The 17,638-nt window shown below is 55.6% G+C and carries 17 protein-coding genes; 7 read left to right on the top strand and 10 right to left on the bottom strand.

The window, feature by feature from the left end; genetic code table 11:
* Positions 1 to 5 precede the first annotated feature (5 nt).
* Positions 6 to 1,025, bottom strand: coding sequence for an inner membrane protein YhjD (gene yhjD / locus NIM72_RS11415; protein WP_033784266.1), 1,020 nt, complete (start codon positions 1,023 to 1,025; stop codon positions 6 to 8).
* 45 nt (positions 1,026 to 1,070) lie between these two features.
* Complete coding sequence (locus tag NIM72_RS11410; RefSeq protein WP_222924851.1) at positions 1,071 to 1,970, bottom strand: LysR family transcriptional regulator; 900 nt, start codon at positions 1,968 to 1,970, stop codon at positions 1,071 to 1,073.
* A 115-nt stretch (positions 1,971 to 2,085) separates the two neighbouring features.
* Between NIM72_RS11410 and NIM72_RS11405 the strand changes: the two genes are divergently transcribed.
* Positions 2,086 to 2,844 carry an SDR family NAD(P)-dependent oxidoreductase gene (locus NIM72_RS11405; RefSeq protein WP_253420418.1) on the top strand — a complete coding sequence of 253 codons (759 nt, stop codon included), beginning with the start codon at positions 2,086 to 2,088 and terminating at the stop codon, positions 2,842 to 2,844.
* Between the two features lie 39 nt (positions 2,845 to 2,883).
* On the opposite strand, the gene NIM72_RS11400 is transcribed toward NIM72_RS11405, so the two are convergent.
* The gene (locus NIM72_RS11400) at positions 2,884 to 3,729 is read right to left on the bottom strand and encodes a PhzF family phenazine biosynthesis protein (RefSeq protein WP_161736400.1); all 846 of its coding nucleotides are present in this window, start codon (positions 3,727 to 3,729) and stop codon (positions 2,884 to 2,886) included.
* 106 nt (positions 3,730 to 3,835) lie between these two features.
* Here NIM72_RS11400 and NIM72_RS11395 point away from each other — a divergent pair, with 106 nt between their 5' ends.
* The gene (locus tag NIM72_RS11395) at positions 3,836 to 4,459 is read left to right on the top strand and encodes a glutathione S-transferase family protein (RefSeq protein WP_161736399.1); all 624 of its coding nucleotides are present in this window, start codon (positions 3,836 to 3,838) and stop codon (positions 4,457 to 4,459) included.
* Here NIM72_RS11395 and NIM72_RS11390 read toward each other — a convergent pair.
* The gene (locus NIM72_RS11390; RefSeq protein ID WP_161736398.1) at positions 4,426 to 5,913 is read right to left on the bottom strand and encodes a PLP-dependent aminotransferase family protein; all 1,488 of its coding nucleotides are present in this window, start codon (positions 5,911 to 5,913) and stop codon (positions 4,426 to 4,428) included. The genes NIM72_RS11395 and NIM72_RS11390 overlap by 34 nt on opposite strands.
* A gap of 134 nt (positions 5,914 to 6,047) precedes the next feature.
* On the opposite strand from NIM72_RS11390, the gene NIM72_RS11385 reads away from it, so the two are divergent.
* Complete coding sequence (locus tag NIM72_RS11385) at positions 6,048 to 6,635, top strand: LysE family translocator (protein ID WP_161736397.1); 588 nt, start codon at positions 6,048 to 6,050, stop codon at positions 6,633 to 6,635.
* On the opposite strand, the gene NIM72_RS11380 is transcribed toward NIM72_RS11385, so the two are convergent.
* The 4 genes from NIM72_RS11380 to NIM72_RS11365 all read right to left on the bottom strand — a co-directional run bounded on the left by NIM72_RS11380 (position 6,632) and on the right by NIM72_RS11365 (position 12,789).
* Positions 6,632 to 9,016, bottom strand: coding sequence for a phosphoketolase (locus NIM72_RS11380; protein ID WP_253420415.1), 2,385 nt, complete (start codon positions 9,014 to 9,016; stop codon positions 6,632 to 6,634). The genes NIM72_RS11385 and NIM72_RS11380 overlap by 4 nt on opposite strands.
* Positions 9,017 to 9,494: 478 nt before the next feature.
* On the bottom strand, positions 9,495 to 9,836 hold the full coding sequence (locus tag NIM72_RS11375) for a hypothetical protein (RefSeq protein ID WP_253420412.1): 342 nt from the start codon (positions 9,834 to 9,836) through the stop codon (positions 9,495 to 9,497).
* A gap of 370 nt (positions 9,837 to 10,206) precedes the next feature.
* Positions 10,207 to 11,823, bottom strand: coding sequence for a malate dehydrogenase (quinone) (mqo, locus tag NIM72_RS11370; protein ID WP_161736894.1), 1,617 nt, complete (start codon positions 11,821 to 11,823; stop codon positions 10,207 to 10,209).
* 510 nt (positions 11,824 to 12,333) lie between these two features.
* Complete coding sequence (locus NIM72_RS11365) at positions 12,334 to 12,789, bottom strand: carboxymuconolactone decarboxylase family protein (protein ID WP_161736895.1); 456 nt, start codon at positions 12,787 to 12,789, stop codon at positions 12,334 to 12,336.
* 57 nt (positions 12,790 to 12,846) lie between these two features.
* Between NIM72_RS11365 and NIM72_RS11360 the strand changes: the two genes are divergently transcribed.
* Positions 12,847 to 14,283, top strand: a complete 1,437-nt coding sequence (locus tag NIM72_RS11360) for an aminotransferase class I/II-fold pyridoxal phosphate-dependent enzyme (RefSeq protein WP_253420409.1) — start codon at positions 12,847 to 12,849, stop codon at positions 14,281 to 14,283.
* Here NIM72_RS11360 and NIM72_RS11355 read toward each other — a convergent pair.
* On the bottom strand, positions 14,273 to 14,515 hold the full coding sequence (locus NIM72_RS11355) for a DUF1158 domain-containing protein (protein ID WP_161736897.1): 243 nt from the start codon (positions 14,513 to 14,515) through the stop codon (positions 14,273 to 14,275). The genes NIM72_RS11360 and NIM72_RS11355 overlap by 11 nt on opposite strands.
* A gap of 316 nt (positions 14,516 to 14,831) precedes the next feature.
* On the opposite strand from NIM72_RS11355, the gene mntP reads away from it, so the two are divergent.
* Together mntP and azuC are read left to right on the top strand one after the other, a co-directional pair.
* Positions 14,832 to 15,407, top strand: a complete 576-nt coding sequence (gene mntP, locus NIM72_RS11350) for a manganese efflux pump MntP (protein WP_161736898.1) — start codon at positions 14,832 to 14,834, stop codon at positions 15,405 to 15,407.
* Between the two features lie 116 nt (positions 15,408 to 15,523).
* Positions 15,524 to 15,601, top strand: a complete 78-nt coding sequence (gene azuC / locus NIM72_RS21570) for a stress response protein AzuC (protein WP_123809971.1) — start codon at positions 15,524 to 15,526, stop codon at positions 15,599 to 15,601.
* A 415-nt stretch (positions 15,602 to 16,016) separates the two neighbouring features.
* Here the strand turns inward: azuC and NIM72_RS11345 are convergent, their stop codons facing one another.
* The gene (locus NIM72_RS11345; RefSeq protein ID WP_253422084.1) at positions 16,017 to 16,919 is read right to left on the bottom strand and encodes a LysR family transcriptional regulator; all 903 of its coding nucleotides are present in this window, start codon (positions 16,917 to 16,919) and stop codon (positions 16,017 to 16,019) included.
* Between the two features lie 128 nt (positions 16,920 to 17,047).
* Here NIM72_RS11345 and NIM72_RS11340 point away from each other — a divergent pair, with 128 nt between their 5' ends.
* Positions 17,048 to 17,311 carry a DUF2798 domain-containing protein gene (locus NIM72_RS11340; RefSeq protein ID WP_161736900.1) on the top strand — a complete coding sequence of 88 codons (264 nt, stop codon included), beginning with the start codon at positions 17,048 to 17,050 and terminating at the stop codon, positions 17,309 to 17,311.
* The last annotated feature ends 327 nt before the right edge of the window (positions 17,312 to 17,638 follow it).

Genomic DNA, 17,638 nt, shown 5'->3' with positions numbered 1-17,638 from the left:
ACGAATTACGATGCTTTGCGGCGGGATGCGCTGCCCGCTTCCGGCATCTGCGGGTCATCTTTATATTTGGCTGTGGCGATCCACGCTGCACAGAACAGCGTCAGGCGGGCGAAGAAATAGAAGAACGCCATCAGGCCAAGCACAGAACCAAAGGCTGCACCAGAAGGTGAGGTTGCCAGCTTCGGCAGCGTCAGCGTCATCACAAACTTAATCACCTCAAAGCCGATTGCCGCCAGCAGGGTGCCGCGGAACAGCGCTTTCTTGCGCGGCTTATGACGCGGCAAAATCCAGAAAATCCAGAGGAACAACAGGTAGTTTGCCAGAACGGAAATGGACGTGGCGATAATGGTCAGGGCAGGGCGTAACCACTCAATGCCATCCAGCCCCAGCGCACTCACGATGGTCGCCTGAGCAGAACCGGCTACCGAGGTCAGCGACAGCGTAATCACCAGCGCCAGCATCAGACCCGTCAATGACAGGAAGTCGCGAATATAACGTTTCCAGATCTTCTCTTTGTCATCCGGTTTGCGTTCCCAGACGTCGCGCGACTGGGCGCGGATCGCTTCACGCAGATTACCCATCCAGTTAAGGCCGGAGTAGAGGGCCAGCAGTAAACCAGTGATACCCACGGTGGCACGCTGCTGAATGGCGGTGTTCACCGTATTCTTCAGCGTGGTAGCCAGCGTCGGGTCACTGATGCTGCTGACGATTTTGTTGATGATATCGGTCAGCAGATCCTGATTCGATGCCAGCACAAAACCCACGGCGGCGAACGACACCATCAGAATGGGGATCAGTGATAAAAACGAGAAATAAGTAATAGCCGCGCCAAACTGGCTGCCGAGCCGGTCATTAAAGCGGTCCAGAGCGCGAATAAAATGCGCCACCGCCGGAATAGACTGGAACCAGGTGGCGAAGCGTGACACGCGAACAATCGACTCATCCACGGTGTGATTGCCGGTTTTAATATCGATAAGCGGCTTTTCTGGCTGCATATCCTGCGGGTTTTCCTGCTTGTCTGTCATAGACCTTCACTGTCCTGTTTATCATTAAAATCAAAGTATAGCCGCTCAGGTGACGTACTCCTGTAACACCTGAGTCAGCCACTCCATAAATACCCTTACGCGGCGTGCCACATTGCGCCGGTGCGGATAGAGCAGATGGATCGGCATCGGCCTGGCGGGAAAGCGATGCAGCACTTCCACCAGCTCGCCCCTTTCCAGTAATGACTGAATCCCGGCGGCGGGCACCTGAATAATCCCCAGCCCTGCCAGGCAGGCGGCGCGATAAGTTTCCGTACTGTTCACCGTCACCACGCCACCGGTATGAACGTAATGGCACTGCCTGCCATCGAAATATTCAAAGCCGGGTGAGGCCTGGCCGAGCTGCTGGCTGTAATGCACCATCGCATGCTGCGACAGCTCTTCCAGCCGGATTGGCATGCCGAAACGCGAAAGGTAGCCAGGGCTGGCGCAGTTGATCAAGGTATGAGTACCAATTTTTCGCGCAATCAGACCTGAATCCTTCAGCTCACCGACCCGGATGACGCAGTCAAATCCTTCACGGATCACATCCACCTGACGGTCGCTGCTGCTCAGCTCAATTTCCACGCCCGGGTAGTGTTGCAGAAATTCCGGCAGCCTTGGCAGGATAAAACCGGTGGCCATCGCCACTGACATGTCGACCCGGAGTTTACCGCTGAGCGAGGCGGGCTCGTGCTGAAACAGGCTGTCCATATCGTCAATCATCGACAACAGATCCAGACAGCGGTCGTAATAGACCAAGCCATCCTGGGTTAGTTGCACCCGGCGCGTGGTGCGATGCAGCAAACGTGTTGCCATTTGATTCTCCAGCGCCTGAATCTGCCGCGATACGCTGCCTTTGGGGACGCCTAAACTCTCTGCCGCGCGGGTAAAACTGCCCATTTCGGCCACCCGCACAAACACCTGCATTGCGTGAATTTTGTCCATGTTGTTCACCGATTGTTGTTTTTATTGAAACAGTGATGCGCATTTAACCCTGTTTATAGATCAATAATTCGCGAATATCCTTAAACCGTGTTCAATTTTTCAACAGGTGTGAGCGATGAATCAGAAAGTAGCGTTAATTACCGGTGGAAACCGTGGTTTAGGCCGGAATGGAGCCTTAAAACTGGCTGCGAGAGGCACAGATATCATTCTGACGTACCGCAGCCATGCCGATGAGGCGCAGGCGGTTGTAAAGGACATTGAAGCACTGGGACGACGCGCCGTGGCGCTGGCGCTGGATGTCGGCGACACCGGGCAGTTTGATCGCTTTGTTGGCGAAGTGAAAGAGGTATTGCAGCTGCAGTGGCAACGAGAGCGCTTTGACTATTTAGTGAACAACGCCGGGCACGGACATTACAAGCCGTTTACCGACACCACCGAAGCGGAATTTGATGCGCTGGTGAATGTGCATTTCAAAGGGCCTTACTTCCTGACCCAGAAGCTATTGCCGCTGATTAACGACGGGGGGCGCATCCTGAATATCTCCAGCGGTCTGACCCGTCTGGTTTATCCAGGCTCCGCAACCTATGCGTCGATGAAAGGGGCGATGGAAGTCCTGACGCGCTATCAGGCGAAAGAGCTGGGTGAACGCCGCATTCGCGTCAATATTCTGGCACCAGGCGCAATAGAGACTGACTTTGGCGGAGGACGGGTACGCGATACCCGCGAGATTAACGACCAGATTGCCGGGCTGACGGCGCTGGGTCGGGTCGGACTGCCGGATGATATCGGCGACGCTATCAGCGCGATCCTTAGCGATGAAACGGGCTGGATCACCGCGCAGCGCATTGAAGCGTCAGGCGGGCAGGGGATTTAACCCCGGGCGGCGTCGCGAAAAACACGACGCCGCCGCATTTTACAGCGTAATGGTGCCGTCGATGACGGTCACGGTATTGCCGCTAATCCAGATGGTCTCACCGGCAAAGGTCACATTCACCCGACCAGCACGCTGCAGGGCCGTGCCCTGGCGAACGCGATAGGGGGTGGTTTGCCCCGCCGCGGCAAAGTAGCGCGCCAGACAGGCGTTGGCACTGCCGGTCACTGGATCTTCGGTCAGACTGCCATTCTCTACCAGCAGGCCGCGCACTTCATACTGCTCAGGCTCGTCCGCAGGCAGACGACCAAAGGGCATGATGCCCGAGACACCCGCATGCTGAATCAGTCGCTGCAATTCACTGACATCGGGCTGCAGCGCCAGTACCGCTTCAGCGCTAATCATCGGAATGAGCAGCCAGCGAATCCCCATGTCCACTATCGTCGGACTTTGCGTCAGATCGAACGCATCGCAGTTTAAGGCGTTACTCATCCGCGCATCCTGCCAGGGCATCAGCGTGGCAGCCGGCGCGGCAAAGGCCAGGTCCGCGTCACCTATCTTCACCGTCACGTTACCGACGCCGCACTCCTGCACGATTTCACCCGGCGTGCGGGTTGGCCAGCCCGCCTCCAGCAGCGCATGGGCGGTGCCCAGCGTCGGATGACCGGCAAACGGCAGTTCCCCTTCAACGGTAAAAATCCGCACCCGATAGTCCGCCTCTTCGTGCTGTGGCGGCAGGACAAAGGTGGTTTCCGACAGGTTTGTCCAGCGGGCAATCGCCGCCAGCTGGCTGTCGCTTAACCCCTGAGCATCCATGATCACCGCCAGCGGATTGCCGTTAAAGGCTGATGAGGTAAACACATCGACTTGCTTAAACGCGACCTTCATTGTGACTCCTTACTGTGGCTTTAGTGTGGCCTTTTCTCTGCCGGATGATTGCTTATAACAGCTAACAGCGTTATCAATAAGTTAAAGATTTTATCGGAGACTGTGAATGCTGACGATCCTGGGACGCGCCTCCTCAATCAACGTGCGCAAAGTATTATGGCTGTGTGACGAGCTGGAACTCGATTACCAGCGCGAAGAGTGGGGCGATGGCTTCCGTTCAACGCACCTGCCCGAATTCATGGCACTCAACCCGAATGCGATGGTGCCGGTGCTGAAAGATGGTGACTTTGTGATGTGGGAATCCAACGCCATTCTGCGCTATCTGTCGAACGCCTATGGCGGTGAATGGCTTTATCCTCTGCATCCGCAGACGCGTGCACCTGTCGATCAGTGGATGGACTGGCAATCCACCGAACTCAACACCTCATGGCGTTACGCCTTTATGTCGCTGGTGCGAAACTCACCGGCCCACCAGGACCCGCGACTGTTGGCTGCGGCCAGCAAAGGCTGGGCGCACACTATGAGCATTCTCAATCAGCAGCTGGAAAAAACCGGGCGCTACGTCGCCGGACGCAATTTTACCCTGGCAGACATTCCGATTGGCCTGGCGGTAAACCGCTGGTTTGAAACCCCGCTCGATCATCCCGACTATCCGGCGGTGCGCACCTATTACGAGCGCCTGACTGAACGTCGCGGCTATACCGTCTGGGGCCGCAACGGTACACCCTGAGCCTGGCCGCACGACACGCCTGCCAGTTCACAGGCGAGTTCACCTGCGCGCTGAATCGCCCGGGTATAGCGCGCATCAAACGGATAGCAGCAGGAGAGACGCAGCGCATGGTTGTAGCGCTCACTCAGCGAATAGAGCGCGCCAGGCGTGACGCAAATCTGCTCCTGCAGCAGTCGATCAAACATCTCTGTGGTATTCACGCCGCCCGGTAACTCAACCCAGAAAACAAATCCACCGCGTGGCAGCGTCGCGCGGGTTCCCACCGGGAAGTAACGGGCGATCAGACCGCGCGCCTCATCCAGATTGGCCGCGTAGCGACGGCGTAGCGTGCGCAGATGATGGTCATAACCGCCGGACGCAAGAAACTCCGCCAGCGTTTCCGAGAGCAGGGCGGATTCGGCCATCGACGACACTGCTTTCAGTCGGGCAATCGCATCATGAAAACGACCTGCGGCGGTCCAGCCAAGTCGGAAATCGGGTGCCACGGTTTTGGTGAAGCTGGTGCAGTAGATCACCCAGCCATCGCGATCAAAGGCTTTCACGGCGGGTGAGAGCGGCCAGTCGAACTGCAACTCGTCATAAAGCCCATCTTCAATCAGCGGAACGTGGTAAGTATTCACTAACTTAGCCAGCCGCTTCTTATTCTCCAGCGACATGCCGCAGCCCAGCGGGTTCTGCACGCTGGGCATCGCAATCAGTGCCTTTATACGCTGCTCCTGAAGCAGCATCTCCAGCGCATCCAGCGACAGGCCATGCTGCGGATCGGTAGGGATTTCCAGCGCCTTCAGGCCCAGCGACGCCAGCAGGGGGAAGAGGAAAAAGTAGGTCGGCGACTCCAGCCCAACGCAGTCGCCGGGCTGCGTCACCGCCCGCAGCGCCAGTTGTAAAGCCTCCATGCAACCATGGGTCAGGGTGATCTCATCGGCGGTGAGCGTTTGCCCGGCGTGCAGCGCCCGTCGCGCAATCTCCTCCCGTAAGCGCTCACTACCGGGTGGAAGTGCATAGCGCCCGATGATGTTGGGATGACGGCGCAGCAGTGAGGCGGTAATCCGGGCGATGCGCGCCGCCGGAAACAGCTCGCTGTCCTGCGGGCAGGCCAGGGAAATATTGGTGTAGTCGGGATGATTCTGCGCTGCAAACACCTTATCGATCAGGTCGAGCTTACCGCTGCTGGGGTCGCGTACCCGGGCTTTATGCTGACCGTGACGGGTTACAGCCGGCAACACGCCGCGCACGTAGTAGCCCGACTGCGGCCGCGCCTCAATCAGCCCGCGATCTTCCAGCATCTGCCAGGCATTCAGCACCGTATTGACGCTGACCTGGTGTGACTGCGCGACACGGCGGATCGCCGGCAGGCGTTTACCGGGTTTCAGCGTGCCCTGATGGATGGCCTCAGCGAAGCTGTCTGCGAGCTGCTGATAGAGCGGCTGATTGGAAGCAGGAGTAAGGGACACAGAAGCCTCCGGCGTGGATGGGTACAATTGCTGTTAACGGGAACTGTAACCATTACAATAGTAATTTTGTGTCACTGTTACCATCTCTTTCTCCGCCGTAGCATAGAACGCTGTCCACTTTCAGGAGAGCCACGATGCTCGATCCCTCTTTCTTCAGTTACGTTACCGTGATGTCGATTACGCCAGGCCCGAACAATCTGTTGCTGGCGACATCCGGGGTCAATTTTGGCATGCGGCGGACCCTGCCGATGGTGTTTGGCATTCTGGTGGGCTGCGCGGTACAGACAGTGATTGCCGGGATGGCATTGGAGGTGTTGCTGCACTGGATGGCGGCGATTCGCCTGCCGCTGACGCTGGCAGGCTGTACCTATCTGATGTGGTTATCCTGGAAAATTTTTCGCGCCGGTGCACCGGAAGCGCGAACCCGGGCACAGCCGATGACGCTGGTGGGCGGTGCCTGCTTCCAGGCCATCAACCCCAAAGCCTGGCTGATGGCCACCAACGTCGCGCTGCTTTACAGCGGCAGTAGCGGTGTGCTGACGGTGATGATCGCCTTTATGCTGCTCAATCTGCCCTGCATCCTGATCTGGGCTGCGCTGGGCGATCGCCTGCGCAGCCATCTGCAGATTGCCTGGAAGCGTCAGCTGTTTAACAGCCTGATGGCGCTGTCACTGGTGGCGACGACCGTCTGGATGCTGACCGACGCGCTGCTGGCCGCTTAATCAGGTGCACCGGGTGCGGTGGCCGACGGCCATTTCCAGTTCTGCACCTCCGGCAAATCTTCGCCATGTTCACGGACATAGCGATGATGCTCCGCCAGACGCTGCTGTAAATCCTCCAGCAGTTCCGGATGTGTATCGGCCAGTCCCGGCACGCGCAGAATCGCCTCCTGCGCGAGATGATAGCGGTCAAGCTCGTTCAGCACCGTCATATCAAATGGCGTGGTGGTAGTTCCCTCTTCATTGAAGCCGCGCACATGGAAGTTGCGGTGATTGGTACGAGAATAGGTCAGGCGATGGATCAGCGTCGGATAGCCGTGGAAGGCAAAGATCACCGGTTTGTCCTGGGTAAACAGCGCATCGAACTCCGCATCAGATTTGCCATGCGGATGCTGCTCTTCCGGCTGTAGCGCCAGCAGGTCGACTACATTCACCACGCGGATGCGCAGTCCGGGCAGCATCTCGCGCAGCAGATCGACCGCCGCCATCGTTTCCATAGTTGGGACATCACCGGCACAGGCCATCACCACATCCGGCTGTTCATTCTCCGGCGTAGTGCCCGCCCAGCGCCACTCACCCATACTCGCTTCACAATGTGTCACGGCGCTGGCCATATCCAGCCACTGCGGCGCAGGCTGTTTACCCGCCACAATCACATTGATCCGGTCCCAGGTGCGCAGGCAGTGATCGCCAACCCACAGCAGCGTATTGGCATCGGGCGGCAGGTAGATGCGCACGATGTCCGCTTTCTTGTTAGCGACGTGATCGATAAAGCCCGGATCCTGATGGCTGTAGCCATTGTGGTCCTGCCGCCAGACATGGGACGAGAGCAGATAGTTCAGCGACGAGATCGGTTTACGCCAGCCCAGTTTGCGCGAGACTTTCAGCCACTTGGCGTGCTGGTTAAACATCGAATCGACGATGTGAATAAAAGCCTCATAGCAGTTGAACAGTCCGTGGCGGCCGGTCAGCAGATAGCCTTCCAGCCAGCCCTGACACTGATGCTCACTGAGAATTTCCATCACCCGGCCATCCCGCGCCAGCTGCTCATCATAAGGCTCGGTTCGTTCCAGCCAGGTGCGGCTGGTCACGTCGAAGACGGGTGTCAGGCGGTTAGAGGCGGTTTCATCCGGGCCAAACAGGCGGAAATTATCGCGGTTACGCTGGAACAGCACGCTGAGATAGCGGCCCAGATGCTCGGTGGCCTGCGCCATCTCCGTACCTGGCTCGCTGACATCGCAGGCAAACTCTGCGATCCCGGGCGTATCCAGCTCACGACGCAGCAGGCCGCCATTGGCATACGGTGAAGCGCCCATGCGCTTATCGCCCTCTGGTGCCAGCGCCTGCAGTTCCGGCTTCAGGCGACCCTGCTCATCAAACAGGTCGTCAGGCTGATAGCTGCGCATCCACGTCTCAAGGATCTGGCGATGACCGTCATCTTCACGACAGGCCGCGACCGGCACCTGATGCGCCCGCCAGAAATCCTCCACTTTCTTGCCGTCGACCGTTTTTGGGCCGGTCCAGCCTTTGGGGCTGCGCAGAATAATCATCGGCCAGCGCGGCACGTCAGTGCTGGCGTTGCCGCTGCGCGCCTCTCGCTGATACTGAGCAATCTTACTGAAGGCGTTATCCAGTGCCTCCGCCATCAGCGGATGCATTTTTTCCGGTTCATGTCCGCAGACAAATATCGGCTCATAGCCGTAGCCACTGAACAGCTGGTGCAGGTCTTCGTCGCTGCTGCGACCCAGCAGCGTCGGGTTGGCAATCTTATAGCCATTCAGATGCAGAATCGGCAGCACCGCACCGTCACGTTCAGGGTTGAGGAATTTGATGCCGTGCCAGCTTGAGGCCAGCGGCCCGGTCTCGGCTTCACCGTCGCCAATCACGCATGGCACCACCAGATCGGGATTATCGAAAGCGGCACCAAAGGCATGGGAGAGCGAATAGCCCAGCTCACCGCCTTCATTAATCGAGCCGGGCGTTTCTGGCGCGGCGTGGCTGGGAATGCCGCCCGGAAAAGAAAACTGCTTAAACAGGCGCTGCATGCCCGCCGCATCCTGAGAGATGTGCGGATAAATCTCGCTGTAGCTGCCCTCCAGCCAGGTATTTGCCACCATGCCAGGGCCGCCGTGTCCTGGCCCGCAGATGTAGATCATATTCAGGTTCTGTTTGCGGATAACACGGTTGAGATGAGCGTAGATAAAATTCAGCCCTGGCGTGGTGCCCCAGTGGCCCAGCAGACGCGGTTTGATGTGCTCCGGTTTGAGCGGTTCGCGTAACAGTGGGTTATCCATCAGGTAAATCTGTCCGACGGAGAGGTAGTTCGCTGCCCGCCAGTAGCGGTCGAGCAGGGTAAATTCGGGTGACGCAGGGGAGTAAGACATGCGGGTTCCTCCTGATCGTGCAGCTAAAAGATGCCTTAACCCTAATAGAGAATGCCCGAATCGACCAGGTAACCGGCCAATAAAAAAGGCCCCGCAACCGGATTGACCCTTAAAGCTGCTCACCCAGCAGAGTCATCTTTGAACCTATCTCTTAAAATAGCGAACCGACAAGCCTGAAAATGAAAGGCCTGAGTCCGGTTGAATATCGAACCCAGGCCCTGAAAGCGCCTTAATATAAACTGTCCAGCTTTAAAGCGTTAATCGATTAAGTAAGATTTTTAAAAGGTGATATTTTAATTCTGCAAACAGCGATTTTATTTACCATATAGCTTGTAATTTATCAGTCCTGTTAATACTCCGGTTATCACTATTTTGATTGAGTCTTTTATCGTTGGTAAACCATCAATAAAATAGACCATTAAAAATAATGCTAAAATGATGAGCAGCGTATCTAAAAAAACTCTCTGTACCGGTTTCATTACCACCAGCAGGTTAGTCCGTAAGTGAAAGCCGCGCCTGTCGCATCCGTAGCTGCTCCGACAATCCATCCTGGCACCAGTCCGATGCCAGGAACGATTACGGCACCGCTCATTGAGCCCGGCACGCCGGAGGCTATTACAGATTGAAACATATCTGTAGTTAAATCTTTTACATTACATTGGTTAAACTTCGCAGTCATAACCTGAGCAATCTCCAGATTAACATCGAATCTGTAAGATTCGGCTCCGACACCAGAGACATATTTTACTTCTAAAATATTTAATCCTTTTATGAAAATCCTTTTTAAATAATGAGCCTGGAGAAAATAACAAAATGACATATTCCTTAATGTGACGCAGAGCTCATATTTTTATCGTAATTTTACGATTATCAGACAGGAGGATTTATATCATTGGGCGTCACACTATTCATATCACAGACAGGAATCTGTCCGGGTAATATTATTCAGGGGTACAGTATCTGCACGCTGGATTCGGCGTATTTATACCGTAATCAGTTTAAATGAATTGATGACGTGAAGCGGGCGATCTACGAATAGGTTCATGATGAAATAACGCGCGGATAAGCCTGAAACGGAAAGGCCTGGGTCCGGTTAGGTACCGGACCCAGGCCCTGAAAGCGGCTTAATATAAACTGCCCGGTTTGCTGGGGCAATTCAGATGCAAAGCCTTCTGTTCTTCAGTGGCACATTACTTGCCGACGACGAAGGCGGTTTCCCGTCCTTCATCGTTGGCCGCCATCGGGGTGACCGGCGAGTAATCGAGATGCAGAATGCGGCTGGTTTCAGCTAACACTTTCTCTGTCAGCGCCACGTCGCCGTTCAGTTTGCGACCCCAGGAAGGGATCACCGCGCGGATTTTGTTCTGCCATTCCGGCGAAGCCATCTGCTCAGGACAGACCTTGTGCAGCAGCTCCAGCATGATCGGTGCCGCCGTAGACGCACCTGGCGAGGCACCCAACAGCGCTGAAATCGTGCCATCCTGTGAAGCGACCACTTCGGTGCCCAGACGCAACACGGCGCCCTCTTTTTCATCTTTCTTGATGATCTGCACACGCTGACCGGCAGTGACTAACTGCCAGTCCTCCTGCTTCGCCTGCGGCACATAGGCGCGCAGCGCGTCCATCCGGTCGCGATCGCTTTGCAGCACCTGATCCATCAGGTATTTCACCAGATCAAAACTTTTCAGCCCCACTTTCACCATTGGCAGCATATTGCTGCTGTTCAGCGAAGTGAACATATCCATCAGCGAACCCTGCTTCAGGAACTTAGTCGAGAAGGTGGCGAATGGGCCAAACAGCAGCACCTGCTTGCCATCCAGCACGCGGGTGTCGACGTGCGGCACAGACATCGGCGGCGCACCGACGCTGGCTTTACCGTAGACCTTGGCCATGTGCTGCGCGACGACCTGCGGATTTTCTGTGACCAGGAACGAACCGCCCACCGGGAAACCGGCATAGCCGTTGGCTTCCGGGATACCCGCCTTCTGGAGAAGCGGTAACGCCGCGCCGCCCGCACCGATAAAGATTTTACCTGCCGTCAGTGTGCGACGCGTGCCGCTGTTCAGACACTGCAGCGTCACCTGCCAGCGACCGTCGGCGAGCTGCTTCAGCTCACGCACTTCCTGACGCAGACGCAGCTGGAAATTCGCTTTCTTCTCTAACGAGGCAATCAGCTGACGGGTGATTTCACCGAAGTTCACGTCGGTGCCCATCTCCGTCCAGGTCGCGGCCACTTTCTGACTGCGGTCACGGCCATTCATCACCAGCGGGATCCAGCGGGCAATCTGCTGCGGATCTTCGGAGTAGGCCATGCCACGGAACAGGGTGCTCTTCTGCAGCGCCTTAAAGCGCTTGCGCAGGAAGTCGACATTGTCGTCACCCCAGACAAAGCTCATGTGCGGCGTGCTGTGAATAAAGCTTTCAGGGTTGCGCAGGTTGCCTTTCTGGACCTGATAAGCCCAGAACTGGCGGGAAATCTGGAACGATTCGTTGATCGTCACCGCTTTGGAGATGTCGATGCTGCCATCCGCCTGCTGAGGCGTATAGTTCAGCTCTGCCAGCGCCGCATGACCGGTGCCCGCGTTATTCCAGCCGTTGGACGACTCTTCGGCCACGCTATCCAGCCGCTCCACCATTTCGATGGACCAGTCCGGCTCTAAATCCTGCAGCCACGCGCCGAGGGTGGCGCTCATCACACCTGCGCCAATCAGCAGCACGTCAACGTCTTTGCGCTCCTGCGCGGTAGTAGTGGTGTCCTTTGCCATGGCACTCATCGCGAGCGCAAGGTTTACAGCTGAATTGCTCATGAGGCGACATCTCCTCTTCTGTTGACCTGAAGCCCAACAGTTTCGCAGGCGAAATAGTCACGCTTCTTTCGAGCGCGTTGCGCTATTTCTCTAAGGTTAAGTCTCAGGTATAGGGTTAAGCGGTGATAACGCGTTAACTGAACGTTATGCTTAGTCATCCGAATATAACATTCTCGCATCTGAATTAAACATTTGTTTATTTTTTAAATGCAGAAATGATTCAGCATAAGAATTAATCATCAGGGGCGGTGGCGTATTAGCGGTTTTTTAGAGATAAGTCAGTGAGTTAACTGAGAGTGTATGTTGCGAGAAAGCCCCATGCTGGTGCAGGGCCGGAATGGATATGAACCGTGCGGAATTATTTAATTCGCTGAAATTTAGCGATTTATTATGCAGCAAGGAATAACGGGAATCGGGTGATGAGAGCCTGAAAAGCTGCTCGTGTAAAAATAATGTTACATTTTTGTGAGTCTGAAAATGCGCGCGCACCGGCGCACGCATCGGATTCACTTATGACTGATTCGCGCTGGCTGGCAGCTTTTTCAGACTTATCGCCATGCGGTTATAGGTGTTCATCAGGCCAATTGCGATGTTCAGATCGACAATACTTTTCTCGCTAAATTGCTCTTTTAATGTGGCATAGCAGGCATCCGGCGCGCCCTGCTGAGCAATCAGCGTCAGGCATTCAGCCCAGTGCAGGGCCGCCTTCTCTTTATCACTGAACAGCGTGCCGGATTCCTGCCAGACCGAGGTCAATACAATCTTATCCCAACTCATGCCTGATTTATTCAGCGCTTTGGTATGTAAATCAATGCAGTAGGCGCAGCCGTTAATCTGCGATATGCGCAGGAACAGCAGTTCCAGTAAAGTGAGCGGCAGATCGGTTTGCGCCAGATAACTGTATACGCCGCCCAGCGCTTTCATGCCTGCCGGTGCTGCACTGTGGAAATCGATACGTTCGCTCATCTTGTTGCCTCCTGGGATTGATGAGGCGATTTTCGGCCTTTCAATGGAGCAGATAAAGTGCCAAAAAATGAGAGTCTGACTGGTCCATCGCTGCTTTCCACGCTGACACTCCAGCGCGGTACGTCACGTGGCCTCAGCGAACAGCTACGCCAGCTGATTGAACAGGCGATTGGAGAAGGGCGCTTACAGCCCGGTGCGCGTCTGCCCTCCTGTCGCGATCTGGCGGTGCAGCTCGGCGTGGCGCGCGGCACGGTACGTGCCAGCTATGACATGCTGGTCGATGGTCAGTTTCTGCAGGCCAGAGGTGCGGCGGGTACCTTCGTCAGCCCATTACCGCCGTTGAAACCGGTCAGCGTCGATGCTGAACGCCAGCTGCTGGAGGGTGCAGAGGGGTATGAAGCGCCACCGCTGATCTTCCAGATGGGCATTCCTGCCAGCGATGCATTCCCGGCCAAAGTCTGGCTGCGCATTCTGCAGCGTCAGACGCGCATGCAGGTCAGCAGACCGGCCAGCTATTCCGATCCACGCGGCAGCTTAGCGTTGCGGCAGGCGCTGGTGGCCTACCTTGCGGTGGCACGCGGCCTGCGCTGTCAGACGGACCAGATTATTATTACCAGCGGCTATGCGGGCGCGATGGGCCTGATTGGCCTTGCGATGGATTTTCAGGGCAAAACGGCCTGGCTGGAAGATCCCGGATTCTGGGTGGCGCGTCGCGCGGTTGACGCGCTGCGCGTTACGCCGGTTGCCGTGCCGGTTGATGCCGAAGGGTTGCAGGTGGAGGCCGGGATGGCCCGCGCGCCGGATGCCGCTTTTGCGCTGGTGACACCAGGACAGCAGGCACCGCTTGGCATGACCATGAGTCTGGCACGCCGCCATGCATTGCTGAGCTGGGCCAGTCGCGAGCAGCGCTGGATTATCGAAGATGACTATCTCGGCGAGCTTCAGCCCGGTAATCGCGCGGCTCCGGCACTGGCCGCGCTCGACAGCGAGGGACGCGTATTGCACATCGGTACCTTCAGTAAGACGCTGACGCCGCAACTGCGGCTCGGTTTTATCGTGGTTCCGACGGCGCTGACGGCTCGCTTCGGCGAGGTGTGCGCATTACTTGCGCCAGCCTCTTCGGGATTGCTGCACAATGCGGTAGCGGAGTTTCTGCGGGAAGGTCACTTTATGCGGCATCTGCGGCGCATGAAGCGCGTCTATCAGGAGCGGCTGGAGCAGATGATCGCGGCGCTCCATCCTCACTTTCCCGATCTGCAACGTGCCGGGCTGGCGGTGATTGTCCGCTTACCCGCCGGTACGCCGGATGAGGTGATTGCCCAGCAGGCAGCAGAGTGGGGCATGGCGCCGTCGCCGCTGTCGATCTGGTATCAGCAGGCGGATCAGCGCGGGGCGGGCCTGCTGCTGGGGGCGGCACATCTGCCACGTGAAGGTTATGCGCGCAGTGCCGAACGGCTAAAAGCGCTGGTCGATGCGCAGGCGGTCAGCTCCTGAACCAGCGACGCCAGACAAAGCGGATCACAAAAAACTCCAGTGCGCCCAGCAGCAAAAACCAGACGCAAAACACCACCGTGTAGAGCTGATTCAGATCCTGCAGATGAAACATCTGCAACAGGTGCTGCGCCACCGTCACGCTAAAGGCGGGTGCGGGCAGCAGCAGCGCCGAGAGAAAGCCCAGCAGCAAAATGCCACCTGGCACGATCAACGTCTCAAAAGGGTTATTCATAACCGGTTTCCCATATTTATCAGCCCGGCATTTTCAGGTAATCGGCGACAGGGTTCAATGGTGGCGTGCGCCAAAGCGCCATCCCGCAGCCCGAACCGGCCAGGTCAGACCGAAGAAAATGCTTTGCCACCATCGACTTAGCGGCATTCATAGCGAATGATAAGAGTTATAGCCTTTGCTATACTTAAATCCCTGATTTTACTGTCTTTTTATCTTCAGGTTTGCATGGTAGACTGCGCCCACTTTTTCATAACTGAACACTTTGTGTGGTGAATTCAGCGTGAATTGCCGCTTTTTCGCCCCAGGTGAATAAATCATGACCTTTATTGCCACTTTAATTCTTGCGCTGGGTATGTCGATGGACGCGTTTGCCGCTGCGCTGGGCAAAGGTGCCACACTGCATCGTCCTGGTTTTAAAGAAGCGCTGCGTACCGGTCTGATCTTTGGCTCCATTGAAGCGCTGACTCCACTGATTGGCTGGGCGCTTGGCCTGGCCGCCAGCCGTTATATCATGGCATGGGATCACTGGGTTGCCTTCAGCCTGCTGGCGTTTCTCGGTGGCCGTATGATGATGGAAGGTTTCCGTAAGACGGCCGTCACCGAACCCTGCGAAGCCCCGCAAAGCCACGGCTTTATGGTACTGGCAACTACCGCTGTCGCGACCAGCCTCGATGCGCTGGCTGTCGGTGTCGGACTGGCTTTCCTGCAGGTGAATATCATTACCACCGCGCTGACCATTGGTGCCGCCACCACGGTGATGGCGACCACAGGCGTATTAGTCGGTCGCTTTATCGGTCCGGTGCTGGGAAAATGGGCGGAAGTGCTGGGTGGCGTGGTCTTAATCGCCGTAGGCTCCACCATTCTGTTGCAGCATCTCGGCTACACCGCCTAGTGCTTTTGCACATAAAAGCGGCATTTTTGTGATCTGGTTCAAATTTATTTGCTGTTAAAACGCACAGACGCTATACTTTTTCAGTATATCTTCAACTAAATTTGAACAGGTATTTCATGAAACGCATCATTAAACACGTATTCCGCGCTTACGTTGAGACGTTCAAACACGTACCGCCGGGTGCCATGTACTAAGTACCCTGTAAGAAACCCTCGATAATCGCGGTCAGGGATCGACCTGTGATTATCACCTTTTCTGCTTTTTCTGCCTTTGCTTCTGCTGATTTAAACCCGCGTTTTTGCACTTCGGGTGCATCTGACTGGCTGCTAACACTCTCCTTCTGATTCCCCCGTTATATGCCGCTTTATGGCGACGAAACTGCTTCTGTAACTGGCGGTGACGTACCTGCTGAAATCCCCATCAATCTGCGCGCAATGGGAAAGCCTTCACGTTCAATGGAATCAGAAGCCCCCGGAATGAAGCTGAATGCCCGCCTGAAACGGTCTGCTAACCACAAACCCAGTGCGCTATCCGGCAGCGGTGAGTGACTTTTGCGGGTGGATAAGCAGAAAAATGCGTCAATTTTCGCCCGGCAAAAACGCGCCTGTCTTAAATCGCATCGGCCACAAATTCAATAAATGTCCGTACTTTCGAATTGAGTGCCGAACGTTCGGTGACACAGGCATAGATATTCATGGGCAGGGACTCAATGGTGCTCTCGCCACTGTGACCTGACCAGGACAAAGGCCTTAGCAGACCGCTGTCTATCAGCGGCTGAGCAACAAAGCTTGCCAGACGGGCAATGCCGCCGCCGTTTATGGCTATTTTAGCAATAATATCAATATCATCGCTGATAAAACTGGGGTTAGGTTTTGCATTGACAGGCTGTCCGTTGACCATAAACGTCCATGGCAGAAACCGTCTGTCGGTGGGATAGCGGAAAACCAGGCAGGCGTGCTGGCTAAGTTCTCCAGGCGTCTGAGGCGTGCCAGCGCGATCAAGGTAAGCGGGAGCCGCACAGAATATAAAGGGTAACGATGCGATTTTTCTGGCGATGAGTTGATCATTCAGCTGTGCTTCGATGCGGATACTGACATCGACGCCTTCCAGGCGATGATCGACGTTGCGATCGGTACTGATCAGTTCAATATCTATATCGGGGAAAGACGCTTTGAAAGCGGGCATAAGGGGAGCCAGAACGTACCGACCAAACGCGGCTGTCGTAGCGATACAAAGTGGCCCCTGCGGTTTGGTTTCATTCGCTGCAGCCTGAGAGGCGAGTTCGATATCATGTGGGATGTGACGGACTTTCTCGAAATAGCGTTTACCGTTTTCCGTTAAGGTCATGCTGCGGGTGGTACGCGATAGCAGTCGCACGCCCAGATGCGCTTCAAGACGGGAAAGACTCTGGCTGACTGCTGCCGGACTCATACCTTTAGCGCGTGCCGCCGCTGCAATACTGCCGTTTTCCACCACGCGGATAAAAGTGCTAATCAGCCCTAAAATGTCCATCATATCCTCAACGGTTAATTCGTCAATTTTACTTAATAACGATTAAAGCATAACCGCTCTACACCCCCCCGCATAAGCTTGTTAAGTTAGCCGCAGTCTTCTCTACTTTTGTTAAACAGGATATTCAGATGACTGATGCTGCAACAAAAAAAACCTTACGAACCCGTTTGCCGGTGCGCACGGCACCTTACATATTTGCGTTTTACATGGCGATCATCATGGCGTTCCTGATGAGTCTGGTTATCACGTTAGCCGAATTCGGAATGGGACCTCATTACATGACAAATGTGATGAATGCTTACCAGGTCGCCATGCCAGCCGCTTTCTTTTGCATACTGGTTGTCCGTCCTGTTGTTATCCGGCTCGTAGGATTGACCGTTCACGGTCACTGAGACAGTCAGCATGCTCAAAATGGGCGGACAGATAGGGTTTAGCCCGCTTCTCGCTCATCGCGGCAGGCTGCTTCTGCACCAGAATGGAGGCGGGTGACAAACCTCCAGCATTTCAGATGCAGGGTGAGGGCGGGCGGGCCGTCCGGATACTGACCGGTATCAGGATGAAAGATACCGAAGAGCCGGGCGTACGACATGCAGCAGGTAAAGCTCACAGATAAGCAGGGCGAGAAAACCCTTTCGCTGGCCGTGCGGAAATTTTTAGGCGATGTAACATTACTGGCTCTGTTTTATTGTTAAGCATCAACGTTAAATCGGCACCGTCAT

The sequence above is a fragment of the Pantoea sp. B550 genome, from assembly GCF_024158165.1.
In the GTDB taxonomy this organism is placed as follows: Bacteria; Pseudomonadota; Gammaproteobacteria; order Enterobacterales; family Enterobacteriaceae; genus Pantoea; species Pantoea alfalfae.
This window is presented reverse-complemented; position numbering and strand designations above follow the sequence as displayed.